At 70.3% G+C, this 26,914-nt stretch carries 17 protein-coding genes; 4 read left to right on the forward strand and 13 right to left on the reverse strand.

The features are described from left to right. Nucleotides 1–22: 22 nt before the first annotated feature. Together sthA and ABZ794_RS23505 are read left to right on the forward strand one after the other, a co-directional pair. Entirely contained in the window at nucleotides 23–1,426 is a 1,404-nt protein-coding gene (gene sthA, locus ABZ794_RS23500) for a Si-specific NAD(P)(+) transhydrogenase (RefSeq protein WP_210784649.1), read from the forward strand. A gap of 82 nt (nucleotides 1,427–1,508) precedes the next feature. Then, nucleotides 1,509–1,952, forward strand: a complete 444-nt coding sequence (locus ABZ794_RS23505) for a hypothetical protein (protein WP_210784648.1) — start codon at nucleotides 1,509–1,511, stop codon at nucleotides 1,950–1,952. A 131-nt stretch (nucleotides 1,953–2,083) separates the two neighbouring features. Here ABZ794_RS23505 and ABZ794_RS23510 read toward each other — a convergent pair whose 3' ends face one another. The 9 genes from ABZ794_RS23510 to ABZ794_RS23550 form a co-directional block, all read right to left on the reverse strand. Then, nucleotides 2,084–3,478, reverse strand: a complete 1,395-nt coding sequence (locus ABZ794_RS23510; RefSeq protein ID WP_210786510.1) for an endo-1,4-beta-xylanase — start codon at nucleotides 3,476–3,478, stop codon at nucleotides 2,084–2,086. Between the two features lie 40 nt (nucleotides 3,479–3,518). Continuing rightward, a complete protein-coding gene (locus tag ABZ794_RS23515; RefSeq protein WP_357517576.1) occupies nucleotides 3,519–4,874 on the reverse strand; it encodes a PHB depolymerase family esterase in 1,356 nt (451 codons plus the stop codon). Nucleotides 4,875–5,184: 310 nt separating this feature from the next. Then, nucleotides 5,185–7,323 carry an alpha-glucuronidase gene (locus ABZ794_RS23520; RefSeq protein WP_357517578.1) on the reverse strand — a complete coding sequence of 713 codons (2,139 nt, stop codon included), beginning with the start codon at nucleotides 7,321–7,323 and terminating at the stop codon, nucleotides 5,185–5,187. Next, complete coding sequence (locus tag ABZ794_RS23525) at nucleotides 7,320–9,353, reverse strand: beta-galactosidase (protein WP_357517580.1); 2,034 nt, start codon at nucleotides 9,351–9,353, stop codon at nucleotides 7,320–7,322. Before ABZ794_RS23525 ends, ABZ794_RS23520 begins: the two co-directional genes overlap by 4 nt. Next, nucleotides 9,350–10,039, reverse strand: coding sequence for a DUF624 domain-containing protein (locus ABZ794_RS23530; protein WP_210786516.1), 690 nt, complete (start codon nucleotides 10,037–10,039; stop codon nucleotides 9,350–9,352). Before ABZ794_RS23530 ends, ABZ794_RS23525 begins: the two co-directional genes overlap by 4 nt. A gap of 88 nt (nucleotides 10,040–10,127) precedes the next feature. Continuing rightward, the gene (locus tag ABZ794_RS23535; RefSeq protein ID WP_238690115.1) at nucleotides 10,128–11,765 is read right to left on the reverse strand and encodes an extracellular solute-binding protein; all 1,638 of its coding nucleotides are present in this window, start codon (nucleotides 11,763–11,765) and stop codon (nucleotides 10,128–10,130) included. A gap of 56 nt (nucleotides 11,766–11,821) precedes the next feature. Then, complete coding sequence (locus tag ABZ794_RS23540) at nucleotides 11,822–12,730, reverse strand: carbohydrate ABC transporter permease (protein ID WP_238690114.1); 909 nt, start codon at nucleotides 12,728–12,730, stop codon at nucleotides 11,822–11,824. After that, nucleotides 12,727–13,716, reverse strand: a complete 990-nt coding sequence (locus ABZ794_RS23545) for an ABC transporter permease subunit (protein ID WP_210786522.1) — start codon at nucleotides 13,714–13,716, stop codon at nucleotides 12,727–12,729. Before ABZ794_RS23545 ends, ABZ794_RS23540 begins: the two co-directional genes overlap by 4 nt. A 10-nt stretch (nucleotides 13,717–13,726) precedes the next feature. Continuing rightward, a complete protein-coding gene (locus ABZ794_RS23550) occupies nucleotides 13,727–16,090 on the reverse strand; it encodes a glycoside hydrolase family 3 N-terminal domain-containing protein (RefSeq protein WP_357517583.1) in 2,364 nt (787 codons plus the stop codon). A 318-nt stretch (nucleotides 16,091–16,408) separates the two neighbouring features. Here ABZ794_RS23550 and ABZ794_RS23555 point away from each other — a divergent pair, with 318 nt between their 5' ends. Together ABZ794_RS23555 and ABZ794_RS23560 are read left to right on the forward strand one after the other, a co-directional pair. Further along, nucleotides 16,409–17,446 carry a substrate-binding domain-containing protein gene (locus ABZ794_RS23555; protein WP_238690112.1) on the forward strand — a complete coding sequence of 346 codons (1,038 nt, stop codon included), beginning with the start codon at nucleotides 16,409–16,411 and terminating at the stop codon, nucleotides 17,444–17,446. A gap of 20 nt (nucleotides 17,447–17,466) precedes the next feature. After that, entirely contained in the window at nucleotides 17,467–18,465 is a 999-nt protein-coding gene (locus ABZ794_RS23560; protein WP_238690111.1) for an acetylxylan esterase, read from the forward strand. Nucleotides 18,466–18,484: 19 nt separating this feature from the next. Here ABZ794_RS23560 and ABZ794_RS23565 read toward each other — a convergent pair whose 3' ends face one another. The 4 genes from ABZ794_RS23565 to ABZ794_RS23580 form a co-directional block, all read right to left on the reverse strand. Then, nucleotides 18,485–22,129, reverse strand: coding sequence for a hypothetical protein (locus ABZ794_RS23565; RefSeq protein WP_357517586.1), 3,645 nt, complete (start codon nucleotides 22,127–22,129; stop codon nucleotides 18,485–18,487). Nucleotides 22,130–22,641: 512 nt separating this feature from the next. After that, nucleotides 22,642–23,106, reverse strand: coding sequence for a MaoC family dehydratase (locus ABZ794_RS23570; protein ID WP_357517588.1), 465 nt, complete (start codon nucleotides 23,104–23,106; stop codon nucleotides 22,642–22,644). 18 nt (nucleotides 23,107–23,124) lie between these two features. Continuing rightward, a complete protein-coding gene (locus ABZ794_RS23575) occupies nucleotides 23,125–24,273 on the reverse strand; it encodes an acyl-CoA dehydrogenase family protein (protein WP_357517590.1) in 1,149 nt (382 codons plus the stop codon). Nucleotides 24,274–24,319: 46 nt separating this feature from the next. Continuing rightward, the gene (locus ABZ794_RS23580; protein WP_357517592.1) at nucleotides 24,320–26,785 is read right to left on the reverse strand and encodes a LuxR C-terminal-related transcriptional regulator; all 2,466 of its coding nucleotides are present in this window, start codon (nucleotides 26,783–26,785) and stop codon (nucleotides 24,320–24,322) included. Between the last annotated feature and the right edge of the window lie 129 nt (nucleotides 26,786–26,914).

Raw genomic sequence — 26,914 nt, forward strand, 5'->3', positions numbered from 1 at the left:
ACATCTTGCGACGCTAACGCCTGTGTATGACTACGACCTGTTGGTGCTGGGCTCCGGACCCAGCGGTCAGAAGGCCGCGATCGCCGCCGCCAAGCTCGGCAGGCGGGTCGGCATCGTGGACCGCCGCGACATGATCGGTGGGGTGTGCATAAACACCGGCACCGTGCCCTCCAAGACCCTGCGCGAGGCAGTGCTCTACCTGACCGGCCTGAGTCAGCGGGACCTGTACGGCAGCAGCTATCGGGTCAAGGACGAGATCACGGTCAGCGACCTGGCGGCCCGGACCCAGCACGTGATCACCAGGCAGACCGACGTCATCCGCAATCAACTGGCCCGCAACCGGGTCGCGATGATCACCGGCACCGGGCGTTTCGCCGACGCGCACTCGATCTGGGTGGACGGCGGCTCCGGCCGCGAGTCCAAGGTGACCTTCGACAAGATCGTCATTGCGGCGGGCACCCGCCCGGCCCGCCCGGACAGCGTCGACTTCGACGACCGGACGATCGTGGACTCCGACGGGGTCATCAACCTCCAGGCCGTACCCCGCAGCATGGTCGTGGTCGGCGCCGGCGTGATCGGCATGGAGTACGCCTCGATGTTCGCCGCGCTCGGCACCAAGGTGACCGTGGTGGAACGCCGCGAGCGGATGTTGGATTTCTGCGATGACGAGGTCGTCGAGTCACTCAAGTACCACCTGCGCGACCTGTCCGTGGCGTTCCGCTTCGGCGAGGAGGTCGCCGCCGTGGAGAAGCACCAGACGGCGGCGCTGTGCATCCTCAAGAGCGGCAAGAAGATCGTCGCCGACACGGTGATGTACTCGGCCGGGCGGCAGGGCCAGACCGACGACCTGGCGTTGGAGGCGGCCGGGCTGGAGGCGGACCGACGCGGCCGGATCACTGTGGACGCCAACTACCGCACCCAGGTGGAGAACATCTACGCCGTCGGCGACGTGATCGGCTTTCCCGCGCTCGCGTCCACGTCCATGGAGCAGGGCCGGCTGGCCGCGCAGCACGCCTGCGGCGAGCCGATCCGGGAGATGCACGGCCTGCAACCGATCGGCATCTACACGATCCCGGAGATCAGCTTCGTCGGGCAGACCGAGGCGCAGCTGACCGAGAGTTCGACACCGTTCGAGGTGGGCATCGCCCGGTACCGCGAGTTGGCCCGGGGTCAGATCGTGGGCGACTCGTACGGCATGCTGAAGCTGCTCGTCTCCCCCGACGACGGCCGACTGCTCGGGGTGCACGTGTTCGGCACTGCCGCCACCGAGATCGTCCACATCGGTCAGGCGGTGATGGGCTGCGGCGGCACTATCGACTACCTGGTCGACGCGGTGTTCAACTACCCGACGCTGGCCGAGGCGTACAAGGTCGCCGCCCTGGACGCGTCCAACAAGATCCGCAACATCATCCGCATCGACGGCTAGCCACCACGGTCCCATCTCACCGATGTCGGTGCTGCCCGCTACCGTGCCGGCACCGTTGACATGTTGAGGGAAAGAGGCAGTGGTGGGCGCATCCGGGTGGAGCTACGTCGTCTCGTACCAACCAGACCTGGACGCGGCGTTGGATGCCCTGCGGGACACTGTCTTCGCCGAGGGCCAGTACTGGTGGGCCCGGGGTGAGACCCCGAACTCAGCGAGCGACTATCCAAACCGTCCCGCCACCATGAAAGAGTTGTTCAACGATGAATGGGTGCAGGAGTCGGGCACTCATTCCATCCTCGACGTCTACCGAGTCCTCGACGAGGGCGAACGGCCCGAATTCGGCACTGTCGAGCCGGTGAGCGCTGCCGAGGCAATGCGCCATGCCGGCACCGAGCGGCTGACCCGCGAGCACCTGCCCGCGATCGAAGGGCTGGCCGAGCAGAGATGGTTCGGCCGGTGCGCGGTCCTGCACGACGCCGAGGGCAAGCCGGAGGAAATCTACTTCTGGGGCTTCTCCGGCGACTAGCCCTCGTCCCCGGTGATCAAGAGGTTTGCGTCATGACAGGCCGGGCAGGGTGAGGCAAACCTTTTAATCAACGACAGCTGGGAGAGGCCGGTGCGGAGGCGGGAGCCGCCTCCGCACCGGCCGGTGGGGCTTTAGCGGGCTGAGCAGGTGGGGCTGAGGCTGCCGGCGGTGCCGTTGGCCTGGAAGCCGTACTCGGTGGATTGTCCGGCGCCGACCTGGCCGTTGTACGCCACGTTCGTCCAGTTCGTCGTGCCGGTGTTACCGCTGCGGTTGGCGCTCCACGCGTTGGTGACCGTCGCGCCGGACGGCAGCGCGATCGTCACCGTCCAGCCGCTGAGGGCCGACGAGCCGGCCGTCACTCGAACATTCGCCACGAAGCCACCCGTCCACTGGTTCACCGACACCGTCGCCGTGCAGCCACCCGGGCCCGGAGGCGGAGTCGTGGGCGGGTCGGTCGGCGGATCGGTGGGCGGGTCCGTGGGCGGGTCCGTCGGCGGGTCCGTGGGCGTGGTGCCGTTGTTCAGCGCGGCGAGAACCGCGTCGTACGCTGGCTTCTTCGAGCCGTTGTTGTTGAACAGCAGCGGGGTCTGCGAAGCCCGCCACGAGTCACTGTCCCGGATGCCCCACACGGTGATGCCGTTGCAGCGGGCCACGGCCAGGCAGTCCTCGACGACGCTGCGGTAGGTGTTCGCCGACGCGCCCTGGATGTCCAACTCGGTGATCTGCACGTCCACACCGAGCGCCGCGAAGCTCGACAGCGTGGTGCGGTAGTTGCTCACGTACGGGGAGTCGTTGTTGAAGTGCGACTGGAAGCCCACGCAGTCGATCGGCACGCCACGGGCCTTGAAGTCGCGCACCATGTTGTAGACGCCCTGGGTCTTGGCGTGCGTCCAGTTGTCGGTGTTGTAGTCGTTGTAGCAGAGCTTCGCGCCCGGATCGGCGGCACGCGCCGCCCGGAACGCCGCCTCGATCCAGTCGTTGCCGGTGCGCTGGAGGTTGGAGTCGCGACGGCCTCCGGAACTGCCGTCGGCGAACGCCTCGTTCACCACGTCCCACGCCACGACCCGACCGCGGAAGTGGGTGGCCACCTGCGTGACGTGGTTGAGCATCGCCTGCCGCAGCGCGCTGCCGCTCATGCTCTCCATCCAGCCGGGCTGCTGCGAGTGCCACGCCAGTGTGTGACCGCGCACGCTCATCCCGCGGCTGCGCGCGTGGTTGACAATCTGGTCCGCCGCCCCGTAGCTGAACTGATTCTGCTGCGGCTCGGTGGCGTTCATCTTCATTTCGTTCTCGGCCGTCACCGAGTTGAACTCACGGTTCAAGATCGTCGTGTACGCACTGTCGGAGAGCTTGAACCCGGCGACCGCCGTGCCGAAGTACCGACCCTTCTCGGCGGCGGACGCGCCGAGCGTCGTCCCGGCGGAGGCGGGTGCCGTCACGAACAGCGCCATGCCGGCGGCGAGGGCACCCGCGCCGGCCAGCGCGATGGCGGCTCTGGACGCCGCCTTCCATCTCGTACTTCTCATCGTGTGACTCCTTCTGGGGGTGGTGGGGTGGGAAGGGAAATCAGGACACCGAACAGGCGGCACCGTTGAGGGCGAACGAGGTGGGCTTGCCGGCGCCACCCTCGTGCGTGGCCTGGAAGCCGATCTCGACCGACGCGTTCGGGGCGATGGTGTTGTTGTAGGAGACGTTGCGGGCGGTAACCGCACCGCTCGCCGGGGCGTACTGGGCGTTCCAGCCGCTGGTGATGCGCTGCCCGGTGGGCAACGTGAAGCTCAGCGCCCAGCCGTTCACGGCGGTGGCACCGGTGTTGGTGATGGCCACGCTCGCGGTGAGGCCGCTGTTCCAGGCGTTGACCGTGTAGCCGACCCGGCAGGCGCCCTCGGTCGGCGGCGGCGTGGTCGGCGGCGGAGTCGTCGGGGGCGGAGTGGTCGGGGGCGGAGTGGTCGGGGGCGGAGTGGTCGGGGGCGGAGTGGTCGGGGGCGGAGTGGTCGGCGGCGCGGTGCCGTCCAGCCCGAAGAAGCGGATCACCTGCGCGGCGTCGACCGGCAGGTTGTGCGTGACACCCTGCATGCTGATCGCCTCGACCGGTGCCATCGGGCCGCTGCTGCCGTACCGGGTGCGGGTGTAGCCGGACTGCGGGGAGTCGGTGTACGTCGGGGTCTGACTCAGACCGTGCACGTTGGTCCACTGCTTGACCTGCTCGCCGAAGTTCGGGTAGCGCAGCGTCTCGTCGTTGGTGCCGTGCCAGATCTGCATCCGGGGTCGCTGGCCGGTGTAGCCGGGGTACGCCTCCCGGACCAGGTCACCCCACTGCTGCGCGGTCCGGACGAGTTGCCCGTTGGCGCACTGGCTGTTCCACTCCGAGGTGCCGCCGGTGGCGAAGCAGGCGAACGGCACCCCGGCGAACGAGGCGCCCGCCGCGAACACGTCCGGGTAGACGCCCAGCATGACGTTGGTCATCATCGCGCCGGAAGAGGTGCCGGTGGCGAAGATCCGCGCGGGGTCGGCGGAGTAGCGCTGCCGCACGTGGTCGACCATCGACATGAGCCCGACCGGGTCGCTGCCGCCGCCACGGCGTAACGCCTGCGGTGAGTAGACGTCCCAACACTTGCTGCTGCGGGTTGCCGACGGGTAGATCACGATGAACCCGTACCGGTCGGCGAGGGAGGCGTACTGGGTGCCCGAGTGGAACGCGGGGCCCGTCCCGGTGCAGTAGTGCATGGCCAGGAGGATCGCCGGTCGGGTCGCCACCCGGTCCGGGACGTACAGGTGCATTTGCAGGTTGGTCGGGTTGGTGCCGAAGTTGGTCACCTGCGTGAGCGTCGCCGCCGACGCGGGAGTGGCGAACGTCAACGCGGCGGCGGCCAGTGTCACGGCCGCCATGACGACGCCAAGCATTCTCGTCTTCAGTGTCATCGTCGCGATCCCTTGCGAAAAAGGCGCGTGGAAGGGGACTTAAGTCGAGGACTGCCCTTCGCCCGACCTTGACCGCGGCTCGCGTGACCATGCCAGCTTCGATCGAGCACACTCGATTGTCAAGACTTCCGGAAACCTTTCGCCGCAACGGTTCCAGCGGTCACCTGCGCAACAATGGGCATCGACGGGCATCGTCGGCGTCGGCGGCTGGCGACAATTTACCGGCACGTTTTCGGGACCTGCCAGGCCGGCTGGGGCGCGCGGCACGAGGGCGGCCCGACCGATTGGCCGGGCCGCGCATCACCACCGCTCAGTAGATGTCCCGCCCTCGCTCGTCCGGCACCCCGGACTTGCGGAAGAAGTACGTGTTGATCTGGTCGCGCCACTCGGTGGCGCAGCGCACCTGCTCGTCGAGGCGTTCGGCGACCCGCTCGTACACGCTCGGGTCGATCATGCCGGTCAACGTCTGCCACTTCCGCCGCATCGCCGTCACCTCCTCGACCCCCGTGAAGTGGGTGTCGTAGATGTGCTGGATGACTGTCGAGCCGCCGCGCAGCACGTGCCCGTACGGCACGTGGTGGAAGAACAGCAACAGCTCGTCGGGGCAGGTCTCAAGTGACTCGTACACGTCCGCCCAGTACGGCGGATACTGGCCGGTGAAGCCGGTACCCGACGCGCGGCTGCGGTCCACGCCGACGCCGTCGCGGTCGGCGAAGTGGTAGGTGCCCCACCGCGTGTACTCGTACCCGTCGACGCCGGGACCGTAGTGGTCGCCGGGGTTGACCATGAAGCCGACGCCCAGCGGGGCGGTGTAGCGCTCGTACGTGCGCCACGAATCGTCCATGATCTCGTGCAGTGTTCGCCGCACCAGCTCCGCGTCGGCGGTCGCCGACGGCGGAAAGGTCAGCGTGATCCACTCGTCGAGGATCGCCGTCGGGTCCCGCCGAGGGTCCCAGGCCAGCCGACCGAACGTGTACAGGTTGGCCTGTGCCAACGGATGCCCGGTCCAGAAGAGGTCGTCGCCGACATTGGCGACGGCGACCATCCCGCCGCCCACCGCCGACTCCCCCGTGACCACGTCGGCGATCGTCCGTCCGCCCGGCCCCCAGGGGGCGAAGCCGAGCACCTCACTCCACCACGGGCCGAGGTGGCAGACATGCCGCTGTTGGCCCGTGTACTCCTGGGTGACCTGCAACTCCACCGCCAGCCGGGTCGCCGGCATCGCGGCGAGCACCGGTGAGACCGGCTCGCGCGTCTGGAAGTCCACCGGGCCGAACTTCACCTGGACGACCACGTTGGTGCGGAACCGCCCGTCGAGCGGGGCGAAGTGGTCGTACGCGGCCCGAGCCCGGTCGGTGGACCGGTCCCGCCAGTCCTGGTGGTGGTTGTAGACGAACGCCCTCCAGTGCACCACTCCCCCGTGCGGGGCGAGGGCCTCGGCCAGCAGGTTCGCCCCGTCGGAGTGGTCGCGGCCGTACGTGAACGGGCCGGGTTGCCCCTCCGAGTCGGCCTTCACCAGGTAGCCGCCGAAGTCCGGGATCCGGTCGTAGACCCGCCGGGTGGTAGCGGCCCACCAGACCCGCACCGCCTCGTCCAGGGGGTCGGCGGTCGGCAGGCCACCGAGGACCACCGGCGCGGCGAAGCTGACCGACAGGTGCACCCGGATGCCGTACGGGCGCAACGCGTCGGCGATCTCGGCCACGTCACCGAGCCGTTCGGTGAGTAGCAGCGCCGCGGTACGGGCCACGTTGACGTTGTTCACCGAGATCGCGTTGACCCCGCAGGAGGCCAGCAGCCGGCCATACTCCCGCACCCGGGCCAGGTCGCCGCGCGGACGGCCGTCCTGCCAGAAGATCGAGCCGCCCGCGTACCCCCGTTCGACCTGGCCCATCACCGGGTGCACGGCCACGTTGTCCCAGTGGTTCAGCATTCGTCGGCGCAGCGCCGGCCGGTGCCGCTCCGGCGGTCGGACCGGGTCGAAGGCCGCCGCGCAGAGCCGGACCACGTGGAAGAGCCCGTACAGCAGGCCGGCGGGCGCGTCGGCCAGCACCGCCGTCACGTCGCCGGCCCGCGCCAACACGAAACCCTCGTCGCCGAGTGTCGCGCCGTCGTCCAGCTCGACCAGCGCCGCCTCACCGGCCGCGCGCGCCGCCTCCACGGCCGGGTTGGGCAGCTCAGCGGCGTCGCGCAGGGCGAGCACCAGATCGACGTCGACGTCCCAGGACGGGGAGTGCCACACCCGTCCGCCGTAACGGGCGCAGGCGCGTGAGACCTCATTGAGGACGGTGTCGACGAGCAACCCCTCGCCGTGCAGCAGGACGCGGCGCGCGCCGAGCGACCGGAACGCCTCCGGGGGCAGCCAGGCCGGGTGGACGCGTGGCTCGTCAGCGTCCATCGGCTCCTCGACGAACATCAGCTGCTCCAACTCCACCGACTCTTCGGCGTTCACCGGTCCTCCTTCAGCACGACAACCCCGTACGCCGGCAGCCGCAGGGCACCGCCGGCCGCCGCACGGTCGCCGGTGAGCAGGTCGACGCCGCCGGTCCGGGCGGTCACCTCGACCGGCTCGGCGCGGTGGTTGAGCAGAAACAGCAGCCGCGACCCGTCCGCCGCGACCCGCACGGCGGATTCCAGGTCTGCCACGTCCGGGTAGGGCCCGAGCAGGTCGTGCCGGGCGAGCACCTGCCGCACCACCCAGGACACCCCGGCCTGGTCCAGCCCGGCGGCCACGTACCAGCCGTCGCCGGCACCGAAGGAGTTGCGGGTCACCGCCGGGGTGCCCGCGTAGAAGTCGGCCTGGTAGGTGCCGACGACCTGCGCGCCCTGCGGAATCACCAGCTCGAACAGCAGCCGCGCGTCGACGTCGAGCTGATCCACACCGTCGCCGAGGCGGACCGGGTTGACCACCTCCGGGCCGCGGGCGTCCCACTCATCGACCCGGACGCCCATGAGTTGCCCGAGCGGGCCCGGCACGTCCATCAGGAACGCCTGGTCGTTCTCGTCCACCCGGCCGGACAGGTAGGTGGTCAGCACCGACCCGCCGCGCGTCGCCACCGCCTCCAGCCGCTGCGGCAGGTCGCCCTTGAGCAGGTGCAGGGCCGGGGCCACGACCACGTCGTAACGGGACAGGTCGGCGGTCACCGCGACGACGTCCAGGTCCACACCGGCGTCCCAGAGCGCCCTGTGGTACGCGAGCACGACCTGCTGGTAGCGCACCAGCCGGGACGGGCCGTCGGACAGCTCCAACGCCCACCAGCTGTCCCAGTCGAACAGCAGCGCCACCCGGGCCGGGGTCCGCGCGCCCAGCGACGCCGGGCCGAGCCGTTCCAGCTCGGCGCCCAGCTCGGCGACCTCCCGGAACACCCGGGTGTCGGAGCGACCGGCGTGCCCGATGACCGCACCGTGGTACTTCTCGCTGGCACCACGGGAGGCACGCAGCTGGAAGAAGAGCACCGCGTCAGCGCCGTGCGCCACTGCCTGCCAACTCCACAGCCGCATCAGACCGGGGCGCTTCAACGGGTTGACGTCGCGGCACGCGGTGAAGCTCGGCGTCTGTTCCATCAGCCAGAACGGCTGGCCGTCCTTGAGCCCGCGCATCAGGTCGTGGGTCAGCGCCATCCGGGCCGCCGACTCGTCGTCGGGCGGGTAGTTGTCCCAGGAGACGAAGTCCAGATGGGGGGCCCAGCGGTGGTAGTCGATCGGCCGGTACATGCCCATGAAGTTCGTGGTCACCGGCAGCGTCGGGCTGGACTCCCGGATGGCGGCCTTCTCGTCGCGGAAGTTGGTCAGCATCGCGTCGGAGGTGAACCGCAGGTAGTCCAGTGTGATGCCCGGGAACGCGGTGTGGTCCGGGCCGCGCCAGTGCTCGGTCAGCGCCGACGGCGGCTCGATCTCGTCCCAGTCGCTGAAGGTGTGCGACCAGAAGGTGGTGTACCAGGCATCGTTCAGCTCGTCGAGGGTGCCGTAGCGGTGGCGCAGCCAGCTCCGGAAGCCGGCCGCGCACAGCGCGCAGTAGCAGGCGCCGCCGTACTCGTTGCTGACATGCCAGGCGAGCACCGCCGGGGTGTCGGCGTAGCGGCGGGCGACCCGGCGGGCCAGCTCCGTCGAGAGCCGACGGAAGACCGGCGAGCTGGGGCAGGAGTTGTGTCGCTGGCCGAAGCGGTGCTTGCGGCCCTCGAAGTCGGTCCGGGTCACTTCGGGGTACGCCCTGGCCAACCAAGGTGGGTGGGCGCCGGTGCCGGTGGCCAGGCAGATCCCGCGTCCCTCGGCACTGGCCCGCTCGACGATCCTGTCCAGCAGCGCGAAGTCGTACGTGTCCTCGGCGGGCTGGGTGAGCGCCCAGTCGAACACCCCGAGGGTGAGCAGGTCGATCCGTGCGGTGTCGAAGAGACGGTAGTCCTGCTTCCACACGTCCTCGGGCCACTGTTCCGGGTTGTAGTCGCCCCCGAAGGGCACCTTGGCGCTGAGGGGCAGGCTCACGAGGTGAACTCCTTCCGGATCAGATGGATCATCGGGTCGCTGATGCGCAGGTACGCCAGGACCGCGATCGACGCGAGCAGCATCAGCACCGCCTCGGAGAAGACCGTGGTGATCCCGGCCGCCGCGGCCAGCAGCAGGGCGTTGCCGACGGGAACACCGGGGGTACGCACGAGGAAGTGCACGGCCAGCCGGAGCACGTCGCGGGTGCGGAAGTCGAACAGCGAGGTGATCACCAGGGCGTTGGCCGCGCAGAGCGTCACGCCCACTCCGATCAGCACCAGCGGCACCGCCCACCAGCTCGACAGTCCGACCGCGCCGGAGTAGGCGAGGTTCACGGCGAGCACTGTCAGCCACAGCAGCGTCGGCACCCAGACGCGCAGCACGCCGAGCACGTTGGCCCGGTAGCCACGCCAGAACAGGGTGGCCGGACGCAGGTCGGTCAGGTCGGTTCGCTGGTGGCGCAGGGCGTACAGGGCGGCGGAGATCGCCGGGCCGACCGGTACCAGGAGGAGCGCGGCCAGCGGCAGGTTGCTCGGATCGCGGCCCAGTACCAGCAGCGGGAGCAGGGCGGGCAACGTGGTGAGCAGCAGGAGCAGCTCGACCACGAGCAGGATGTAGACGCGCGAGGTGATCCGCGACAGTGGTCCGTCGCCGAACTGTCGCCGGGTCTGAGTCGCGCCACTCACTGTCGCTCCCTCCGGTCGACTCAGCTGATCCCTGGTCGCCGGGGGTCCGGCCGGGCCGCGAGAGGCCGCCCGACCGGACTCCCGCTGATCAGCCGTTGTTCTTCTGGAACCGCTCGTACGCCTTGTTGACCAGGTCGATGTACTGGTCGGAGTTCTTGGCCTTCAGCTCGGCCACGTACGCGTCCCACTCGCTGAGCGGACGCTGACCCAGGGCGAACTTCAGCGTGTTCTGGGTGACGAAGTCCTTCAGTGGGGTCTCCCAGAGCGACACCTGCTCGCGCTCCTCGTCGCTCAACGGAGCGGGCGGGGGCACCAGCCTCGGCTTGCGGGCGTCCATCACCTTCTGGAATTCCAGTTCCTCCGGCGAGAAGAACCCACGGACCAGGTCGGGGGTGCCACCGTAGGAGAAGACGCCGTTCTGGAAGCCGAACTCCTTCTGCAGGTGCTTGGTGCCCTTCGGGTTGACCCCGAGGAAGTCGACGTCGGGCGTGACCGAGCGCTTACCCGAGGCGTCCTTGGTGAAGGTGGTGCCCTCGACACCCCACTTGGCGAACTCCATGCCGGCGTCGGAATACCAGAGCCAGTCGATGAACTGCATCATGGCCACGAAGTTCTTGCTCTCCCGGGCCTTCGTGGAGATCATGATGCCGTTCTCCAACCGCGGGAACGGGTTGATCTCGCCGGCCGGGCCGATGGGCAGCGGAATCTTGGCCATCTTGGCGTTCGGCAGGGTCTTGGCCAGGTCGGGCCGGTGGTTGTTGACCAGGGTCTGCGCGTTGCCGGTGACCACGAAGGACTTGCCGTTGGCGAGCTTCTGGCGTGCCTGGTCGTCGGTCTGGGTGAAGCTCTCCGGGTCGAGCAGGCCCTCGGCGACGAGCTTGTGCAGGTAGGTGAGCATCTGCTTGTACTGCTCGGACGCGCCGGTGTAGTTGAACTTCTTCGCCGCCGGGTCCCAGGTGGCGTGCTGGTAGTCCCAGCCCGCCTGGGTGCCGTGGGCCGAGCCGAGGATGTTCAGCAGGGCACCGGTCGGGTTGGGCTTGCTGAAGAGGTCGGAGTACGGGTAGACGTTCGGGTACTTCGCCTTCATCGCCTTGAGCACGGTGTACAGCTCGTCCCAGGTCTTCGGGACGGCCAGGTTGAGTTCCTGCATGATGTCGGTGCGCACCAGGACCGTGTAGTCCTGCGTGGGCTTCTCGTGGACGCCGGGGAGCAGGTAGAACTTACCGTCGGACTGTCGCAGGTTGTCGATCTCCGGCTTGAGGTTCCACTTGGCGATCTTGTCCTTGAGGTTGGGCATCAGGTCCAGGTAGTCGCTCACCGGGAGGATCGCCCCGGAGGACACGAACGCGTTCTCCTGCGGGTGGTACGTCTTCGGGATGATCAGCGGGGCGTCCCCGGCGCCGATCAGCAGGCTGCGCTTCTGCTCGTAGTCGCTCAGCGGCACGGCCACCGGATCGATCTTGACGTTGGTCCGCTTGGTGAGCTCCGACCAGAACAGCCAGTCTTCCTTGAGCGGGTAGAACGTGTGGTTGTTGTAGAGGGTGGAGAACGAGAGCGCCTCGGTGGCCTTGAACTGGTCACCGACGCCGTAGTTGGCCATCGCGCCGACCCGGTTCCCGGAGAGGTCAGTCGACTCGCCGGGGTCCTCGGAACAGGCGGTGGCAAGGGAGAGCGCAAGCAGACCCGCGGTGGCTAGTGCCACGCGGCGCCACGTCTTGTGGAGCATGGCTCGTCCTTTCGGTGGTGGGGGGGTTGCGTTGGGGAAGCGGTGTGGCGCCGGCGTCATCCCTTGACCGCGCCGAGCATCACGCCGCGGACGAAGTACCGCTGGACGAAGGGGTAGATCGCCAGGATCGGCAGGGTGGTGAGCACGATCGTCACGGCCTGGAGGGTGGCCGCGGCCTGGACCTTGTCGGCGTCGGCAGCGGCCGACTCGGCGCTCGTGGCGCCCGCGATGAGGTTGCGGAGGTACACGGTGACCGGCAGCAGATCCTGCCGGTCGATGTAGAGGAACGCGGTGAACCACGAGTTCCAGAAGGAGACCGCGTAGAAGAGCACCATCGTCGCGATGATCGCCTTCGACAGCGGCAGCACGATCCGCAGCAGGATGCCGTACGTGTTCAGCCCGTCGACCGCCGCGGCCTCCTCCAACTCGCTCGGCAGACTCTCGAAAAACGCCTTCATCACCAGCAGGTTGAACACGCTGATGGCGTTGGGGATCACCACGGCCCAGATGGTGTTCTTCATGCCCAGGCTGGTGACCAGCACGTAGTTGGGAATCAGGCCACCGGAGAAGAACATGGTGAACAGCGCGACACCGATGAGGAACGGGCGCCCCTTGAGCTGCGGCTTCGACAGCACGTACGCGTAACACGTGGTCAGCACGATCGAGATGAGTGTGGCGACCACCGTGTACACCACAGTGTTGCGGTAGTTCGTCCAGAACATCGCGTCGGACATCAGCAGCTTGTAGGCGGTCAGGTCGAACCCACGCGGAACGATTGTCACCTTGCCGGCGATGATGTAGGCCTCTTCGCTGAGCGAGCGGGCCACGATATTGAGGAACGGGTACAGCGTCACGACCACGACGCCGAGCAGGACGACAGTGTTGACCACCCGGAAGATCCGGTAACCCCGACTGTCCACCGGCCCGCGCGTCGTCGGGGCGTCGATCTTCGTACCGAGGGTCACCACAGGCTCGTCCCCACCGTGCGACGGGAGATGACGTTCGCCGACAGGACGAGGATCAGCCCGATCACCGCCTCGAAGAGACCGATGGCGGCCGCGTAGCTGAAGTTGCTCGACTGGAAGCCCATCCGGAACAGATAGGTGGAGACCACGTCGGCTGTCGGATACGTCAACGGGTTGTAGAGCAGCAGGATCTTCTCGAACCCGACCGCCAGGAAGCTGCCGATGTTGAGGATCAGCAGGGTCACCATCGTCGGACGGATGCCGGGCAACGTGACGTGCCAGGTCTGCCGCAGCCGGCCGGCGCCGTCGATCCGGGCGGCCTCGTACAGGTCCTCGTCGATGGTGGTGAGGGCGGCGAGGTAGAGGATCGTGCCCCACCCGACGGTCTGCCAGACCTCGGACGAGACGTAGATGGTGCGGAACCACTCCGGTTTCTGCAGGAACGCCACCGGGTCGCCACCGAACAGGCTGACGATCTGGTTGGCAGTGCCCTCGATCGAGGTCAGCTGCATGACCATCGCCGCCACGATCACGATCGACAGGAAGTGCGGCAGGTAGGACACGGACTGGACGAACCGCTTGAAGCGGCGGGCCCGGACCTCGTTGAGCAGCAGCGCCAGCACGATCGGCAGCGGGAAACAGAACAGCAGGGTCAGCGTCCCCAGCACCAGGGTGTTGGTGAACACCTCCCAGAACGTCGGGTCGCTGAGGAACATCCGGAAGTAGCGCAGCCCGACCCAGTACTCACCGAAGATGCTGCCGCCCGGCTTGAACCGGCGGAACGCGATGATGTTGCCGATCATCGGCAGGTACCGGAAGACCAGGAAGAACAGCAGCGGCAGGACGGCAAGGGAGTAGAGCTGCCAGTCCCGGCGCAGTGCCTGCCGCCAACTGCGACGGCGTCGTGGCGAGCGCGGGGCAGGGCTCTGCGCCTGCTGGGGAGAACTCGGCGGCGCCGGCGGCGGTGGCCGCAGGGTGGATGTCATCCGTGGCCTCCTATGCCGACTGTGGAACGGCCACGAGTGGCTCGACCCGCACCGAGCTGAGCAGTTCCCGCTCGAAACCGACCTGGCGCTCGGTGCCGACCAGTCGCAGCGGCAGGGCCGCCATCACGTCGCCGCTCGATCGGCCGAAGCGCAGCTCGACGTCGCCGGGCTCGACGATCCGTTGGCCGGTCAGCCCGGTGAACGACGCCACGTCGGCCGGTACGCCGAACGTCACGTGTGCCACCTCGCCGGGCGCCAACGGCAACCGGGTGTAGCCGATCAGCCGGACCACCGGACGGGTGGTCTGCGCGACCGGGTCGTGCAGGTAGAGCTGCACGACCTCGGTGCCGGCCCGCTCACCGGTGTTGGCGACGGTGATCCGCACCCGCACCTCGCCGTCGACCGGCCAGGCAGTCGGATCCTCGCGCGGTTCTACCACCGTCGCGTCGGACCACTCGAAGGTGGTGTAGCTCAGCCCGTGGCCGAACGGGTAGGCCGGGGTCGGGTCGATCGAGGAGACCTTGTTGCGCCGGCCGAGCGGCGGCGCCAGGTAGGTGCTCGGCAGCCCGCCGGCATCGCGGGGAACGCTGACCGGCAACCGCCCGGAGGGCTCGACCGCGCCGGTGAGCACCTCGGCGAGGGCCTGCCCACCGAGCTGGCCGAGGAAGAACGCCTGCACCACGGCCGCCGCGTCGTCGAACTCCGGGCCGAGCGCGTAGGGGCGACCGGTCATCAAGACCAGGACGACCGGGGTGCCGGTGGCGAGCACGGCGCGGACGAGGTCGCTCTGCACGCCCGGTAGTCGAAGGTCGACGGCGTCGCAGCCCTCACCGGAGGTGCCCCGGCCGAACATTCCCGCCCGGTCGCCGACGGCCAGCACGCACACGTCGGCGGCGGCGGCCGCGGCGACGGCGGCCGGGATACCCGAGGTGTCCTCGCCGGTGATGGCGCAGCCCAACTCGTGGGTGAGCAGCGGGACGCGGCGGGCGAACTCGTCGCGCAGGGTGGGGATGTCCAGGCCGAGGCCGAAGTCGCTGTGGTTGACGCCCACGTGGTTGGGGAACGAATAGCAGCCGAGCATGGCCATCGGGTCGTCGGCGACCGGGCCGACCAGGGCGACCCGGCTCCCCACGGGCAGCGGGAGAACGCCGGTGTTGCGCAGCAGGACGACCGACTCCCGGGCCAGGCGAAGGGCGATGTCCTGGCTGGCCTCGTCGTCGAAGCGCAGGGACGCCACGTCGTCGGGCAGTTCCTGCCAGCCCTCGTCGAGCAGACCGAGCTCGATCTTCTGGATCAGCACCCGACGCAGCGCGCAGTCGATCAGCGCCTCGTCGACGTCGCCGCGGCGAGCCGCCTCCACCAGCGGTTCGCCGAAGGCGTCCACTGTGGGCAGCTCGACGTCGATTCCGGCCCGCAGGGCGAGCTGGGCCGCGTCCGCGGCATCCCCGGCGACTCCGTGCAGGGTCTGGAGAAACCGTACGGCGAAGTAGTCGGCCACCACTGTGCCGGTGAAGCCCCACTCGTCACGCAACAACCCGGTCAGCAGCCCACGGTCGGCTGCGACGGGCAGGCCGTCGATCTCGGCGTAGGAGTTCATCACCGAGCGGGCACCGCCGAGGCGCAGCGCCATCTCGAACGGCGGCAGGATGACGTCGGCCAGCTCGCGGTGGCCCATCGGCACCGGCGCGAGGTTGCGTCCGCCCCGGGAGGCGGAGTAGCCGGCGAAGTGTTTCAGCGTGGCCACCACGCCGGCCCGCTCCAGGCCCCGCACGTAGGCGGCGCCTGTCGTCCCGACCAGGTAGGGGTCCTCGCCGATCGTCTCCTCGGTGCGGCCCCAGCGGTAGTCCCGGGTGACGTCCAGCACCGGGGCGAGGCCCTGGTGCACACCGGCGGCGCGCATCGACCGCCCGATCCGATCGGCCATCGCCTCGACCAGTTCGGGGTCGAAGGACGCGCCCCAGCTGAGCGGGGTCGGGTAGACGGTGGCCCGCCACGCCGCGAACCCGGTGAGGCACTCCTCGTGCACCTGCGCCGGAATGCCGAACCGGCTGGCGGCCACGATCTGCGCCTGCGAGGCCGCCAGCGACCGGGCGCCGAACACCGGGTCGACCGGGGCGGTGCCGAACGGGCGGGTCAGCTGGCCCAGCCCGTACCGGATGACAGTCCTCCACGGCGGCAGCTCGCTGATCATGTCCGACTGGTGCGGTGCGACGCCCTCGCCGCTGGCGTCGGCGCCGACCCAGACCCCGACGAGCTGGGCGATCTTCTCTTCGAGGGACATCAGTGGCAGGAGCGCCTCGGCGCGCTCGGTCGGCGACAGCCGCTGATCACGCCACGGCGCGGCGCCGCCGTCCTCGAGCGACTGACTTCTCATGCCATGACCCCTTAGCTCCGGCCACATCCCCGTGCCCTCGTGAACCAGCTCCGTGGCGGACGTTTCTCACGATCCGAAACTTTCCGGAAACCTGCGTAACCTTTTCGGCAACCTAAGTGCCGCATCGATGCCTGTCAAGAGCCTCAATCGGACTACCAGGGGGTGTTTCCTGCACACGGTGACCCCACGATCGGCGCTCCGTCGCGGACGAGCCGCGCATTGTCCCGCAAATGCGCAGCCCGAGCACGACACCCACTGGCGTGAATGTCTCATCATGTTAAGGTCGCCCGAAACTTTCGGATGTTGTATGAGGCCGCGATGACAGAGCACCGCCCGCTCGACCCACCCGCCTCCACCACCATCGCGACCATCGCCAACGATGTCGGCGTCTCGGTCGCGACCGTGTCCAAGGTCCTCAACGGGCGCGGCGACGTCGCCCCCGGCACCAGGGCCCGGGTGGAAGCGAGCCTCGACCGCCACCAGTACCAGCGCCGCGCCCGCCGACACGCCACCAGCGGCGGCCGGGTGGACCTCGTGTTCCACGAGTTCGACACTGGTTGGGCGATGGAGATCCTGCGCGGCGTCGAGGCGGTGACCTCCGCGGCCGGCATCGGGCTGTCGATCGCCCAGCTCGACGGCGCGCACCGCCCGCCGGCGCGATGGCTGGAGGCGTTACTGGCCGACCGCCCCCTGGGCGTGGTGTTCGTCCTCTCCCACCTGGCCGAGGCCCAACAGCAGCACCTGCGCCGGCAGGGCATACCGTTCGTCGTCGTCGACACCGACAGTGCCACCTCGGCCTCCGTGCCGACCGTCGGGTCGAACAACTGGAACGGCGGCCTGCTCGCCGCCCGACACCTGCTGGAGCTGGGGCACCGACGGATCGCCATCATCTCCGGGCCACCCGACGTGTTGTGCAGCCGCGCCCGCGCCGCCGGCTTCCAGTCGGCCCACGACGAAGCCGAGATAGTGGTCGACCGCGAGCTGATCCGCTACGGCAGTTTCTCCGCCGGAGCGGGGCACGCCCACGGGCTGCAACTGCTCCAGCGGCCGGACCGACCCACGGCGATCTTCGCCGGGTCGGACATCCAGGCCATGGGGGTGCTCCGGGCCGCCCGTCAGTGCGGCCTGCGAGTGCCCGAGGACCTCTCGGTGATCGGGTACGACAACCTGCCGGTCTCGGCCTGGACCGACCCGGCGCTCACCACGATCAACCAGCCGTTGCGCGACATGGCCGGCATCGCCACCCAGATGTTGCTCGACCTGACCAGGGGGAACGAGCCGGCGACCAGCCGGATCGACCTGGTGACCGAGCTGGTCGTCCGGGAGAGCACCGCGCCCCCCGCCCACCCGCACTGACCCGGCCCCTGCGAGGACCCGTGCCCCACTCCGCCTCCACCTTCGACGACCTCCAGCGATACGCACCCGAGGTCACCGAACCCGACGACTTCGACGAGTTCTGGCGGGACACGCTCGCCGAGGCGTCCGCCGTACCGGTGCTCGTCGACGTCCGCCCCGAACCCACCGACCTGCGGCTGCTCGACTCCTGGGACGTCACGTTCGCCGGCTTCGGTGCTGACCCGGTCCGCGCCTGGTACACCCGCCCGGCCGGAGTTCGAGAGCCGCTGCCGGCCGTGGTCGAGTACGCCGGCTACGGTCGCGGGCGCGGCCTGCCCCATGAACGGCCGACCTGGGCGGCGGCCGGGTACGCGCACCTGCTGATGGACAACAGGGGCCAGGCGGGGCAGCACGGCGCCGGGGACACCCCCGACCCGCACGGCGCGCCCGGCGGTCCCTGGCCGGTCACCTGGGGGATCCTCGATCCGCGCAACTACCACTACCGCCGCCTGATCACCGACGCGGTGCGGGCGGTCGAGGCGGTCCGCGCGCTGCCGGGGGTCGAGGGTGACCGGGTCACGGTGGTCGGCAACAGCCAGGGCGGCGGCGTCGCCCTGGCGGTGGCGGGTCTCGTCGAGGATCTCAGCGCGGTGCTGACCACCGCCCCGTTCCTTTGCGACATGCGCCGGGCCGTCGCGCTCACCGACCTCGCGCCGTACGGCGAGATCGCCCGGTACCTGGCGGTGCACCGGGAGGCCGAGGAGGCGGTGTGGCGCACATTGTCCTATGTCGACGGCGTGAGCTTCGCGCGTCGGGCGACGGCTCCGGCGCACTTCGGGGTCGGCGCGCGCGACACCGTCTGCCCGCCGCGAACCGCCTTCGCCGCCTACAACCACTACGGCGCCGCGAACCGGAGGCCGGTCCCGCCCGAGCGGGAGATGCACGTCTACCCGTTCAACGGCCATGAGGGCGGGGAGGCCGTGCACGTCCGGCGTCAGCTGCGTTGGCTGCGCTCGGTGCTCCCCACAGCGCGAGCCTGAACGGCCCACCCCTTCCTGGTCACGGCTCCAGCAGGCTCTGGACCGGGGCACACGCGCGGCAGGGCCAGACGCGTACGGTGCCGTCGTCATGCGTCGAGACGAGCCGCTCGCCGTCCGGGCTGAAGTCGACGGTTTCCACTGAGGCGCCGAACCCCCCGAAGGTCACGGACTGCGCGGCCTCCAAAGCGCGCCACAGCCGGGCGGTGCCGTCCTTTCCAGAACTGATCACCCACTGCCCATCCGGGCTGAACGACACGTGCCAGACGGGACCCTCGTGCCCTCGCAACACCATTGGCGCGATGCCGCTCGTGACGGAGTGGATCTGCACGGTGCCGTCGAAGCCGGCACTGACGACCCGTTGTCCGTCCGGGCTGAAGGCCACGGCCCATACCAGTCCCTCGTGACCGGGAAGCAGCAGTGGTTCGGCAGTGCCGAGGGCGTCCCAGATCCGTAGGGTGCCCTCCGCGCCAGCTGTGGCGACCCTCCTGCCGTCCGGACTGAAGGCGGCGTACCGGATCTCCTCGGCGCCTCGATGGACCACCGGGGCACTCTGGCCGGTGAGGTCCCAGATTCGCAGGCTCCCGTCGTTGCTGACGCTGGCCAGGCGACGGCCGTCAGGGCTGAAGTCGGCGATCCACGCCTGCTTCTCGTGCCCGCGAAGCACCACAGGATCGTGTCTGCCGGCGAGGTCCCAGACTCGTACGCTGCCGTCGCGTCCGCCGGTGGCCACACTCGTCCCGTCCGGACTCACAGTGAGACCGTAGACGTCGCCGTCGTGGCGGCCGAGCACCCGAGGCTCGGCTGGTGTGGCCAGGTTCCAGACTCGCACCGTGCCGTCCTCGCCGCCACTGACCACCCGCTGCCCGTCCGGGGTGAACGCGGCGGCCCAGGTGGCCTTCTCGTGGCCCCGCAGGATCAGACGATCGCTGCCCGGGTCCCAGATCCGTAGCGTGCCATCATCGGCCGCGCTCACCAGCCGGGATCCATCCGGGCTGAACGCCAACGCCCAGACCCGGTTGGTGTGCCCGCGCAGCACCAACGGGTCACCAGCGCCGTTGGCGTTCCAGATCCGTACGGTCAGATCGTCACTGGTGGTCGCGACCCACTGCTCGTCCGGGCTCAGCGCGAGCCCTTCCACAGTGCCCTCGTGTCCACGCAGCACCACCGGGGCCGCCGACCCGGTCAGCGGCCACACCCAGGCCGTACCGTCGGTGCTGGAGCAGGCCAGGCGGGTGCCGTCCTGGCTGAACACCATCGTCCTGGTGGCCTCTCGTGGCCCGGTGAGGATCGTCCTGGTGGATCGTGCGGCCAGGTCCCAGAGCCGTACCGTCGCGTCGTGGCTGCTGCTGGCCAACCGGCGCCCGTCGGGGCTGAAGGCCACACCGACAGCGACCTTCGTGTGCCCACGCAGCACCACCGGTCGGCCGCCGCCACGGGCATCCCAGACCCGAACCGTGGTGTCCTCGCCAGCACTGGCGACCGTCCGTCCGTCGGGGCTGAAGGCCACTCCCCAGACCGGGCCCTCGTGCCCGCGTAGGACGAGGGGCCCAGCGGTTCCATCGACCTCCCAGATCCGGACGGTGCCGTCCGAGCCGGCGGTGACCAGTCGCTTCCCGTCCGGGCTGAACATCGGGCTCCAGACCTGTCCCTCGGGTCCGCCGGTGAGAGCCAGACCTGGCCCAGAGACGCCGTGCCCGGCCCAGGTCCACACCCGCACCTCGCCGTCCGCCCCGGTGGCCGCCACCCGCCTCCCGTCCGGACTGAACGCCACGCCCAATGCCTTCTTGCTGCTCATCGGCACGATCGCCTGCAGTCGGTCATCGACGGCGGCCTGGCGAAGCACCATCTCCGCACCGACGGTCGGGCGGGTGGTCAGAGCGCGTCGGGCGAGGCGCTGCGCCTGCTGCGGATCGATCTGCAGTTGGTTGTTGGCCTCGACCGTCAGCTGCCGGGAAACAGCGAGATCTCGTTCGGCGGCCGCCCGGTTCGCTTGCACCAGTGCCACCGCCGCGAGGACGCTCACCACGACAACGATTGCCGCGAGCCCGGTCAACGCCACGCTGGTCCGCCGCCGTCGGGCTGCCCGACGGCGGCTCTCTCGTGCACGGCTGGTCTCCAGGAAGTCCCGTTCCAGGTCACTGAGGTCCATCACCTGGTGCGTCGCCCAGAGCGCCAACTGGACCCCCCGATACAGGAATCCGTCCACGCGGTCGTGCCGGTCCCACTCGGCGGCAGCCTCCGTCAGCCTGCGGTGGGAGCGCAGCAGATCCCGATCCTCGGTCAGCCAGCGACGCAGCCGGGGCCACTCCTGGATCAGGGCCTCATGGGCCACCATGACGCCCTTCTCGTCCGCCGTCACCAGCCGCGCGGCCGTCAACCTGCCCAGCACCTCGGCCGCGGCCAAGGGGTCTGCCCCGCCCACCAACTCGGCCAGGGGTGCCCGGCGTCGGGTGTCCTCGGTGCCGTCACCGAGGGCGGTCAGGCGCAGGAAGATGTCCCGTGCCAGCCCTCGCTGCCCCTCATCGAACTGCGCGTACACCCCCTCGGCGGTACGGGTGATGGCGCCATTCACGCCGCCCGACTCGCGGTAGTGGGCCAGTGTGATCCGCTTGCCCTGCCGCAGGCGCGACGTCTCCAACAGCGCGTGGGACAGCAGCGGCAGCGCACTCGTCTGACCGCCGACGTCTGCCACTGCCATCTCCACCAACGCCGGTTCCACCAGCAACCCGGCCCGCTCGGCGGGGCCGGTGATCGTCCGACGCAGATCCTTCTCGTCCATCGGGCCGATCAGCAGCTGGTGCTCATGGAGAGCGGCCACCAGGGCCGGGTAGGCGGCACACCGACCGTAGAAGTCAGCTCGCACTCCCAGCACCACGCGGACCCTGGGGACCTCCGCCGCGGCGAGCAGCGCGGCAATGAACCCCGACCGCTCCCCCTCGTCGCGACAGAGCGTGAAGAGCTCCTCGAACTGGTCCACCACGATGAGCATGTTCGCTCCCGATGGACGGGCATCGAGAATCTGCTCGATCGTCCCGCGAATGCTGGCCGGGTCATCGGCCAGGTGACGCTGGACCGTGTCACGATCCAGGTCCTGTTCATTGACGAGCTGGAACGCGAGTTCTTCCATTGGATGTTCGCCCGGCGTCATCAGCACAGTGGCCCAGACCGGCTGACCCTTGACGGGATTCTCGACCATGGCCGCTATCAGACCCGCTCGGAGCAGGGATGACTTGCCGGCACCAGACGGGGCGAAAACCGCGACGAACCGGAGACTGGTGAGCATTTCACAGAGCTGAGCCACCAGGCGCTCGCGTCCGAAGAACCATTCTGAGTCCTCCGGCTGAAACGCCGCCATTCCCCAGTACGGCCCGCGGCTGCCCCCCACCGCCCCGGCGGACGTCACGCTTGCGATCAGGCTGTGCCACCGTTCGGTCCATTCGGCCGGATCACCGCCACAGGCGGCCACGTACGCCAGTGTCACCTGAAGGCTCGGCACGGTCTCGCCGCTGGCCGCCTTCGCCAGTGTGGTCACCGAGAAGTGCGCGCGTCTGGCCAGTTGACGGTAGGTCGGCGAACCCGCCTTCGTCCGCAGCTGGCGTAGGTCGAGCGCGAACCGCTCCAGCTCGCCTGCCTCCGGGTCGAGCGGCCGCTCAGGTCTTCCCACGATGTCCCCCGTCACAGAGTTGTTTGTCAGCCTGGCGACATGATTGGCAAACAATCCATTGGCGACTATATCTAGTTCCGTGGACGCCGATCGGCGAGTGTCGGGTAGCAGCCACCGCGCACCTAGGCGTGCGGCCACGTTCGACGACCCAACGCGATCGACGACACGGAGGAGGGCCGGGAGGGGGTGTGTGATGCACGCCAGAAACGGCACCGGCGCTGTTACCCACAGCACCGATGGCCGTCCTGGGTACGGGGGGCGTCACGCAATCCCGGATAGACAAGGGGGATTATTATTCGATTAGGATTTCGCTATCGCGGCTGAACGTGGCCCGTTTCGGCAGTTCGCCTCGGGAATCCAACGTTCGGTGCGTCATCGATTCGCGACCCTCGCGGTCGCCGCCGGTGTCAAGTCGGCAAGGAACAGGACCAACTCCCTCCGCGTCGCCTGTTAGGGCGTGCGGTGACGGGGCGGCGACAGGTCCCGTCGCCGCCCCGTCAGCCCGCGGGAGGTCACCGCTCCACGGCGCGGTAGAGCCGGCTCACGGTCTCGGCCACGCAGACGGGCTTGCCGCCGCTGTCGCTCTCCACGGTGACCGTCACGACCAGCTGCACACCGCCGCTTACCGGCGACACGTCGGCGATGGTGGCGGTGGCGCGTACGGCGGCGCCGACCCGCACCGGCGCGGGGAAGCGCACCCGGTTCAGCCCGTAGTTGACGCCCATCGCCACCCCCTCGACCCGGTAGAGCCCACCCGCCAGAGCCGGCAACAGTGACAGGGTGAGGTACCCGTGGGCGATCGTCCCGCCGAACGGCCCCGCCGCGGCTCGGACCGGGTCGAGATGGATCCACTGGTGGTCGTCGGTGGCGTCGGCGAAGAGGTCGACGCGGCTCTGCTCGATGCGCTGCCACGGACCGGGCCCGAGGCTCTCGCCGGTCGCGGCGGCCAACTCCTCGAACGAGGTGAACACTCTCATGCCGGGATCTCCCTACAGCTAGAAGGCGTTGACGCCGGTGAGCGCGCGGCCGATGAGGAGTTGCTGAATCTGACTGGTGCCCTCGTAGAGGGTGGCCACCCGGGCATCGCGCAGGTACTTGCCGACCGGATACTCGTCGATGTAGCCGTACCCACCGAAGACCTGGACCGCGTTGTTGGCCGCGCGGACGGCGGCCTCGCTGGCGAACAGCTTGGCCGTCGACGCCTCGGTGGCGAACGGCTGGTCACGGTCGATCAGGTCGGCCACCTGCCACACCAGCAGCCGGGCGGCGGCGGTGTCGACCGCGATGGCGGCAAGCAGTTGTTGGACGAGCTGGTGCCCGGCGATCGGCTTGCCGAACTGGGTGCGCTGCCCGGCGTAACCGACCGCCGCGTCGAGGCAGCCCTGGGCGATGCCGACGCACCCGGCGGCCACCGACATCCGACCCTTGGCGAGGGTGGCCAGGGCCAGCCGGAATCCGGCGCCCTCGGCCCCGAGGCGGGCCGCGTCGGGCACCCGCACCTCGTCGAAGCCCAGCTCACCGGTGGCCTGACCGCGCAGGCCGAGCTTGCCGTGGATCTCCCGCCGGGTCAGCCGCGGGCTGTCGGTGGGCACCAGGAACGCGGTGATTCCTCGGTGCCCGGGGCCGCCGGTGCGGGCGAAGACCAGCGCGACGTCGGCGGTGGTGCCGTTGGTGATGAACGTCTTCGTGCCGGTGAGCAGCCAGTCGGTGCCGTCGCGGACCGCACGGGTGCGCAGTGCGGCCGCGTCCGAGCCGCTGTCCGGCTCGGTCAGCGCGAAGCAGCCGAGTGCGCTGCCGGCGCAGAGCCTCGGTAGCCACTCGGCGCGCTGTTCGGCGCTCCCGTGCGCGGCGATCGACTTCGCCACCAGGCCGAGGGAGACCGAGACGATGCCGCGCACCGCCGAGTCGCCCCGGCCCAGTTCCTCAAGGACCAGGCAGTACGCGAGGTGGTCGCCGCCGGAACCGCCGTCGGTCTCGGCGATGGTCAGCCCCAGGAAGCCCAGGTCACCGAGCATTCCGACGATGGTGGGGTCGACCGATTCGCGGCGATCCCAGGCGGCCGCGTGCGGCAGCAGCTCGCGGTCGGCGAACTCGGCGGCCAGCTGGCGGACCGCCGCCTGCTCGGCGGAGAGGGTGAGGTCCATGACGCTCAAACTAGCGGTGATAGTTTAACCCGTCCAGACCGGACGGTCACCGGTCGGAGGCCAGACCGACGTGCCGCTCGGCGGTGAACGCGCGAGCCAGCTCGGTACGCGACCGGATGCCCAGCCGGTGGAACACGTTGCGCAGGTGGTGGTCGACAGTACGGGTGGAGAGGAACATCCGGGCGGCGATCTCCCGGTTGGTGGCGCCCTCGGCGACCAGCTCGGCGATCCGCAGTTGCTGGCCGGTCAGCAACCGCGCCGCGGGCAGGTCCGGCGGACCGATCGACTCACCGGCCGCCCGCAGCTCCGTGGTGGCCTGCTCGGCCCAGCGCTCCACCCCGAGCAGGCTGAACATCTCGCGGGCCTGGTGCAGGTGCGTCCGCGCGTCGCGCGGGCGTCGACTGCGGCGCAACTCCTGGCCGAAGAGCAGTTCGGTGCGGGCCCGCTCGAACGTGCCGGCCTCCGTCGGGTGCAGGCGCAGCGCCGCCTGGAAGTCCCGTTCCGCCTCGGCACCGCCCCGAGGGGCGAGCAGCGCGTGGCACCGCGCGGACAGGGCCCGGCGCAGCGGGCTCGCGGTGCTGCTGGCCCACCTGTCGAACGCCGCGAGCGCGGCGGTCGCCGCCGGTCGGTGCGCCAGGTGCGCCGCCGCCTCCACCAGGTACGGGGTGGCCATCACCTGCACGAGGACCTGGCCTCGACCCGTGCCGAGCCGAGCCAGCGACGCCAACCGGTCCGCGGCCTCGGCGTGCCGGCCGTCGACCAGGTCGAGCACCGCCAGGGCCCACGCGGCGAGGGCGTGCGGGCGGCTGCCGGGCGTCGGTGACTCGCCGATCTCGCGGACCCGCCGCAGGCTGGTGTCCCGGTCGGCCCGGATCGCGGCGAGGACGGCGAGCATGCCCAGGTGGACGTTGGCGCAGTTGACCTGGCCGGTGGCCCGGGCGACACGCAGCCCGTCGCGGGAGGTCTCCGCCGCCGCCTCGTGTCGGCCCAGCCAGTACTCGGCGACCGCCCGCAGCTCCAACGCCCGCGACAGCATGGACAACTCGCCTCGTTCCCGGGCCAGCTCGACGGCGCGCTCGGCGAGCCGGTGGGCCGCGCCGTCAACGGCCACCAGCAGTCCGGCCGCCGCGGCACAGCTCAGCGCGGTGGGGGTCAACGCCCAACCGGTCAGCCGGCCGCCCAGCACCACGGCGCGGCGCAGCGCCGGCCCGGCTCGCTCATGGTCGCCCCGCAGGGTCGCCGCCACCCCGGCGATCAGACAGCCCATGACCTCCAGGGCCGGCGGGTCGTCTGGGCGCCGCAACGGCAGTGCCCGCCGGCCGACCTCGGCGTACCGGTACTGGTCGCCGGTGAAGCAGACCGCCTCGCCGGCCCGCACCAGCCCGGTCAACGCCAGGGCGCGGTCGGTATCGTCCACCGCCGCGGCGGAGGCCAACAGCGTGGCCGACGCACTCGACGCGGTGCCGCAGCGCAGCTCCAGCTCACCGCGGAGCAGGTCGGCGCGGCCTCGAACGACCGGGTCGACGCAGACCGCGCGGAGGCGGTCGAGCAGCAGCCGCGCCTCGTCGGGTTGCCCCCCGGCCCAGGCGTACCGGGCGGCGGTCAGCAGCCGGGCAGCGGTGAGCGTCGGCTGGTCGCTCAGTTCGGCGGCCCACCGCAGGGCCACCGAGGCGGCGGCCCAGCCGTCGGATCCGCCGACCGCCGCCTGTTCCAGCTCGGCGGCGAGGACCGGATCGGCACCCGCCGTCGCGGCGGCGAGGTGCATCGCCCGGCGCAGCCGCTGCCCGTCCGCGACCAGCACCTCGGCGAGCAGTCGGTGCGCCGCGCGGCGCTCCGCGAGCGGCGCGCTGGCCGCGATCATCGTGCGCACCAGCGGCTGCGGAAAGGTGACACCGCGTTGCTCGACGCGGACCAGGCCGGCGACCTCCGCCGGGGCGAGCGCCTCGACCTCGGCGCCGGCGGCCGCCGCGGCCCGGATCAGGGTGCCCGGCTCGCCGTCCTCGTCGAGCGCGGCGAGCAGCAGCACCCGTCGGGTCTCCGGTGGCAGCCGGTCCAGCCGGGCGCGGTACGCGCGACCCAGCGCTCCGTCCGCCGGTGGCGCGGCGGGCAGCGACTCCTCGCCGCGCCACTGCCCCGCGGTGAGCACGTCGGCGAGGTCCACCAGGGCCTGCGGGTTGCCGCCGCCGATCGTGGCCAACGCGGTCAGGGCCGACGCGGCGGGCCGGTCGGGGAGCCGGTCGACGCCCTCGCGCCCGGTCAGCCGGCCGAGTCGATCGGTGAGGACGGTGCGGCTCTCGTGCTCGCTCAGCGCGCGCAGTCGGTGTGCCGGTATCCCGTCGAGGTTGGCGGTGACGTCCGCGGTGAGCAGGACGGCGAGCGGCAGGTGCCGCAGTCGGCGGGCCACGAACGCCAGCACCTGCGCGGTCTGTGGGTCACCTCGGTCGATGTCGTCCATGGTGGCGAGCAACGGCCGGTCCCGGGCGGCGGCCGCGAGCAGCCCGAGCACCGCCATCGACAGGGTCAGGCGCGGGGGGGGGGGGGCCCCCAAACCCCCCCCCCCCCCCCCCCGCACCACGCGGCGCCCGCCCCGGGGCGGGGCGGGCCCCGCGGCCCCCCCGGGGGGGCGACCCGTGGGGGCGCG

Origin of the sequence: Micromonospora sp. NPDC047187, assembly GCF_040643355.1 — a bacterium.
Lineage (GTDB): Bacteria > Actinomycetota > Actinomycetes > Mycobacteriales > Micromonosporaceae > Micromonospora > Micromonospora salmantinae.

What these genes read in the sequence shown, in the direction of transcription:
- ABZ794_RS23510 (WP_210786510.1), bottom strand. Translation starts at nt 3,478, where the DNA reads ATGAGAAGTACGAGATGGAAGGCGGCGTCCAGAGCCGCCATCGCGCTG.
- ABZ794_RS23515 (WP_357517576.1), bottom strand. Translation starts at nt 4,874, where the DNA reads ATGACACTGAAGACGAGAATGCTTGGCGTCGTCATGGCGGCCGTGACA.
- ABZ794_RS23535 (WP_238690115.1), bottom strand. Translation starts at nt 11,765, where the DNA reads ATGCTCCACAAGACGTGGCGCCGCGTGGCACTAGCCACCGCGGGTCTG.
- ABZ794_RS23545 (WP_210786522.1), bottom strand. Translation starts at nt 13,716, where the DNA reads ATGACATCCACCCTGCGGCCACCGCCGCCGGCGCCGCCGAGTTCTCCC.
- ABZ794_RS23550 (WP_357517583.1), bottom strand. Translation starts at nt 16,090, where the DNA reads ATGAGAAGTCAGTCGCTCGAGGACGGCGGCGCCGCGCCGTGGCGTGAT.
- ABZ794_RS23555 (WP_238690112.1), top strand. Translation starts at nt 16,409, where the DNA reads ATGACAGAGCACCGCCCGCTCGACCCACCCGCCTCCACCACCATCGCG.
- ABZ794_RS23570 (WP_357517588.1), bottom strand. Translation starts at nt 23,106, where the DNA reads ATGAGAGTGTTCACCTCGTTCGAGGAGTTGGCCGCCGCGACCGGCGAG.
- ABZ794_RS23575 (WP_357517590.1), bottom strand. Translation starts at nt 24,273, where the DNA reads ATGGACCTCACCCTCTCCGCCGAGCAGGCGGCGGTCCGCCAGCTGGCC.
- ABZ794_RS23580 (WP_357517592.1), bottom strand. Translation starts at nt 26,785, where the DNA reads ATGGCGGTGCTCGGGCTGCTCGCGGCCGCCGCCCGGGACCGGCCGTTG.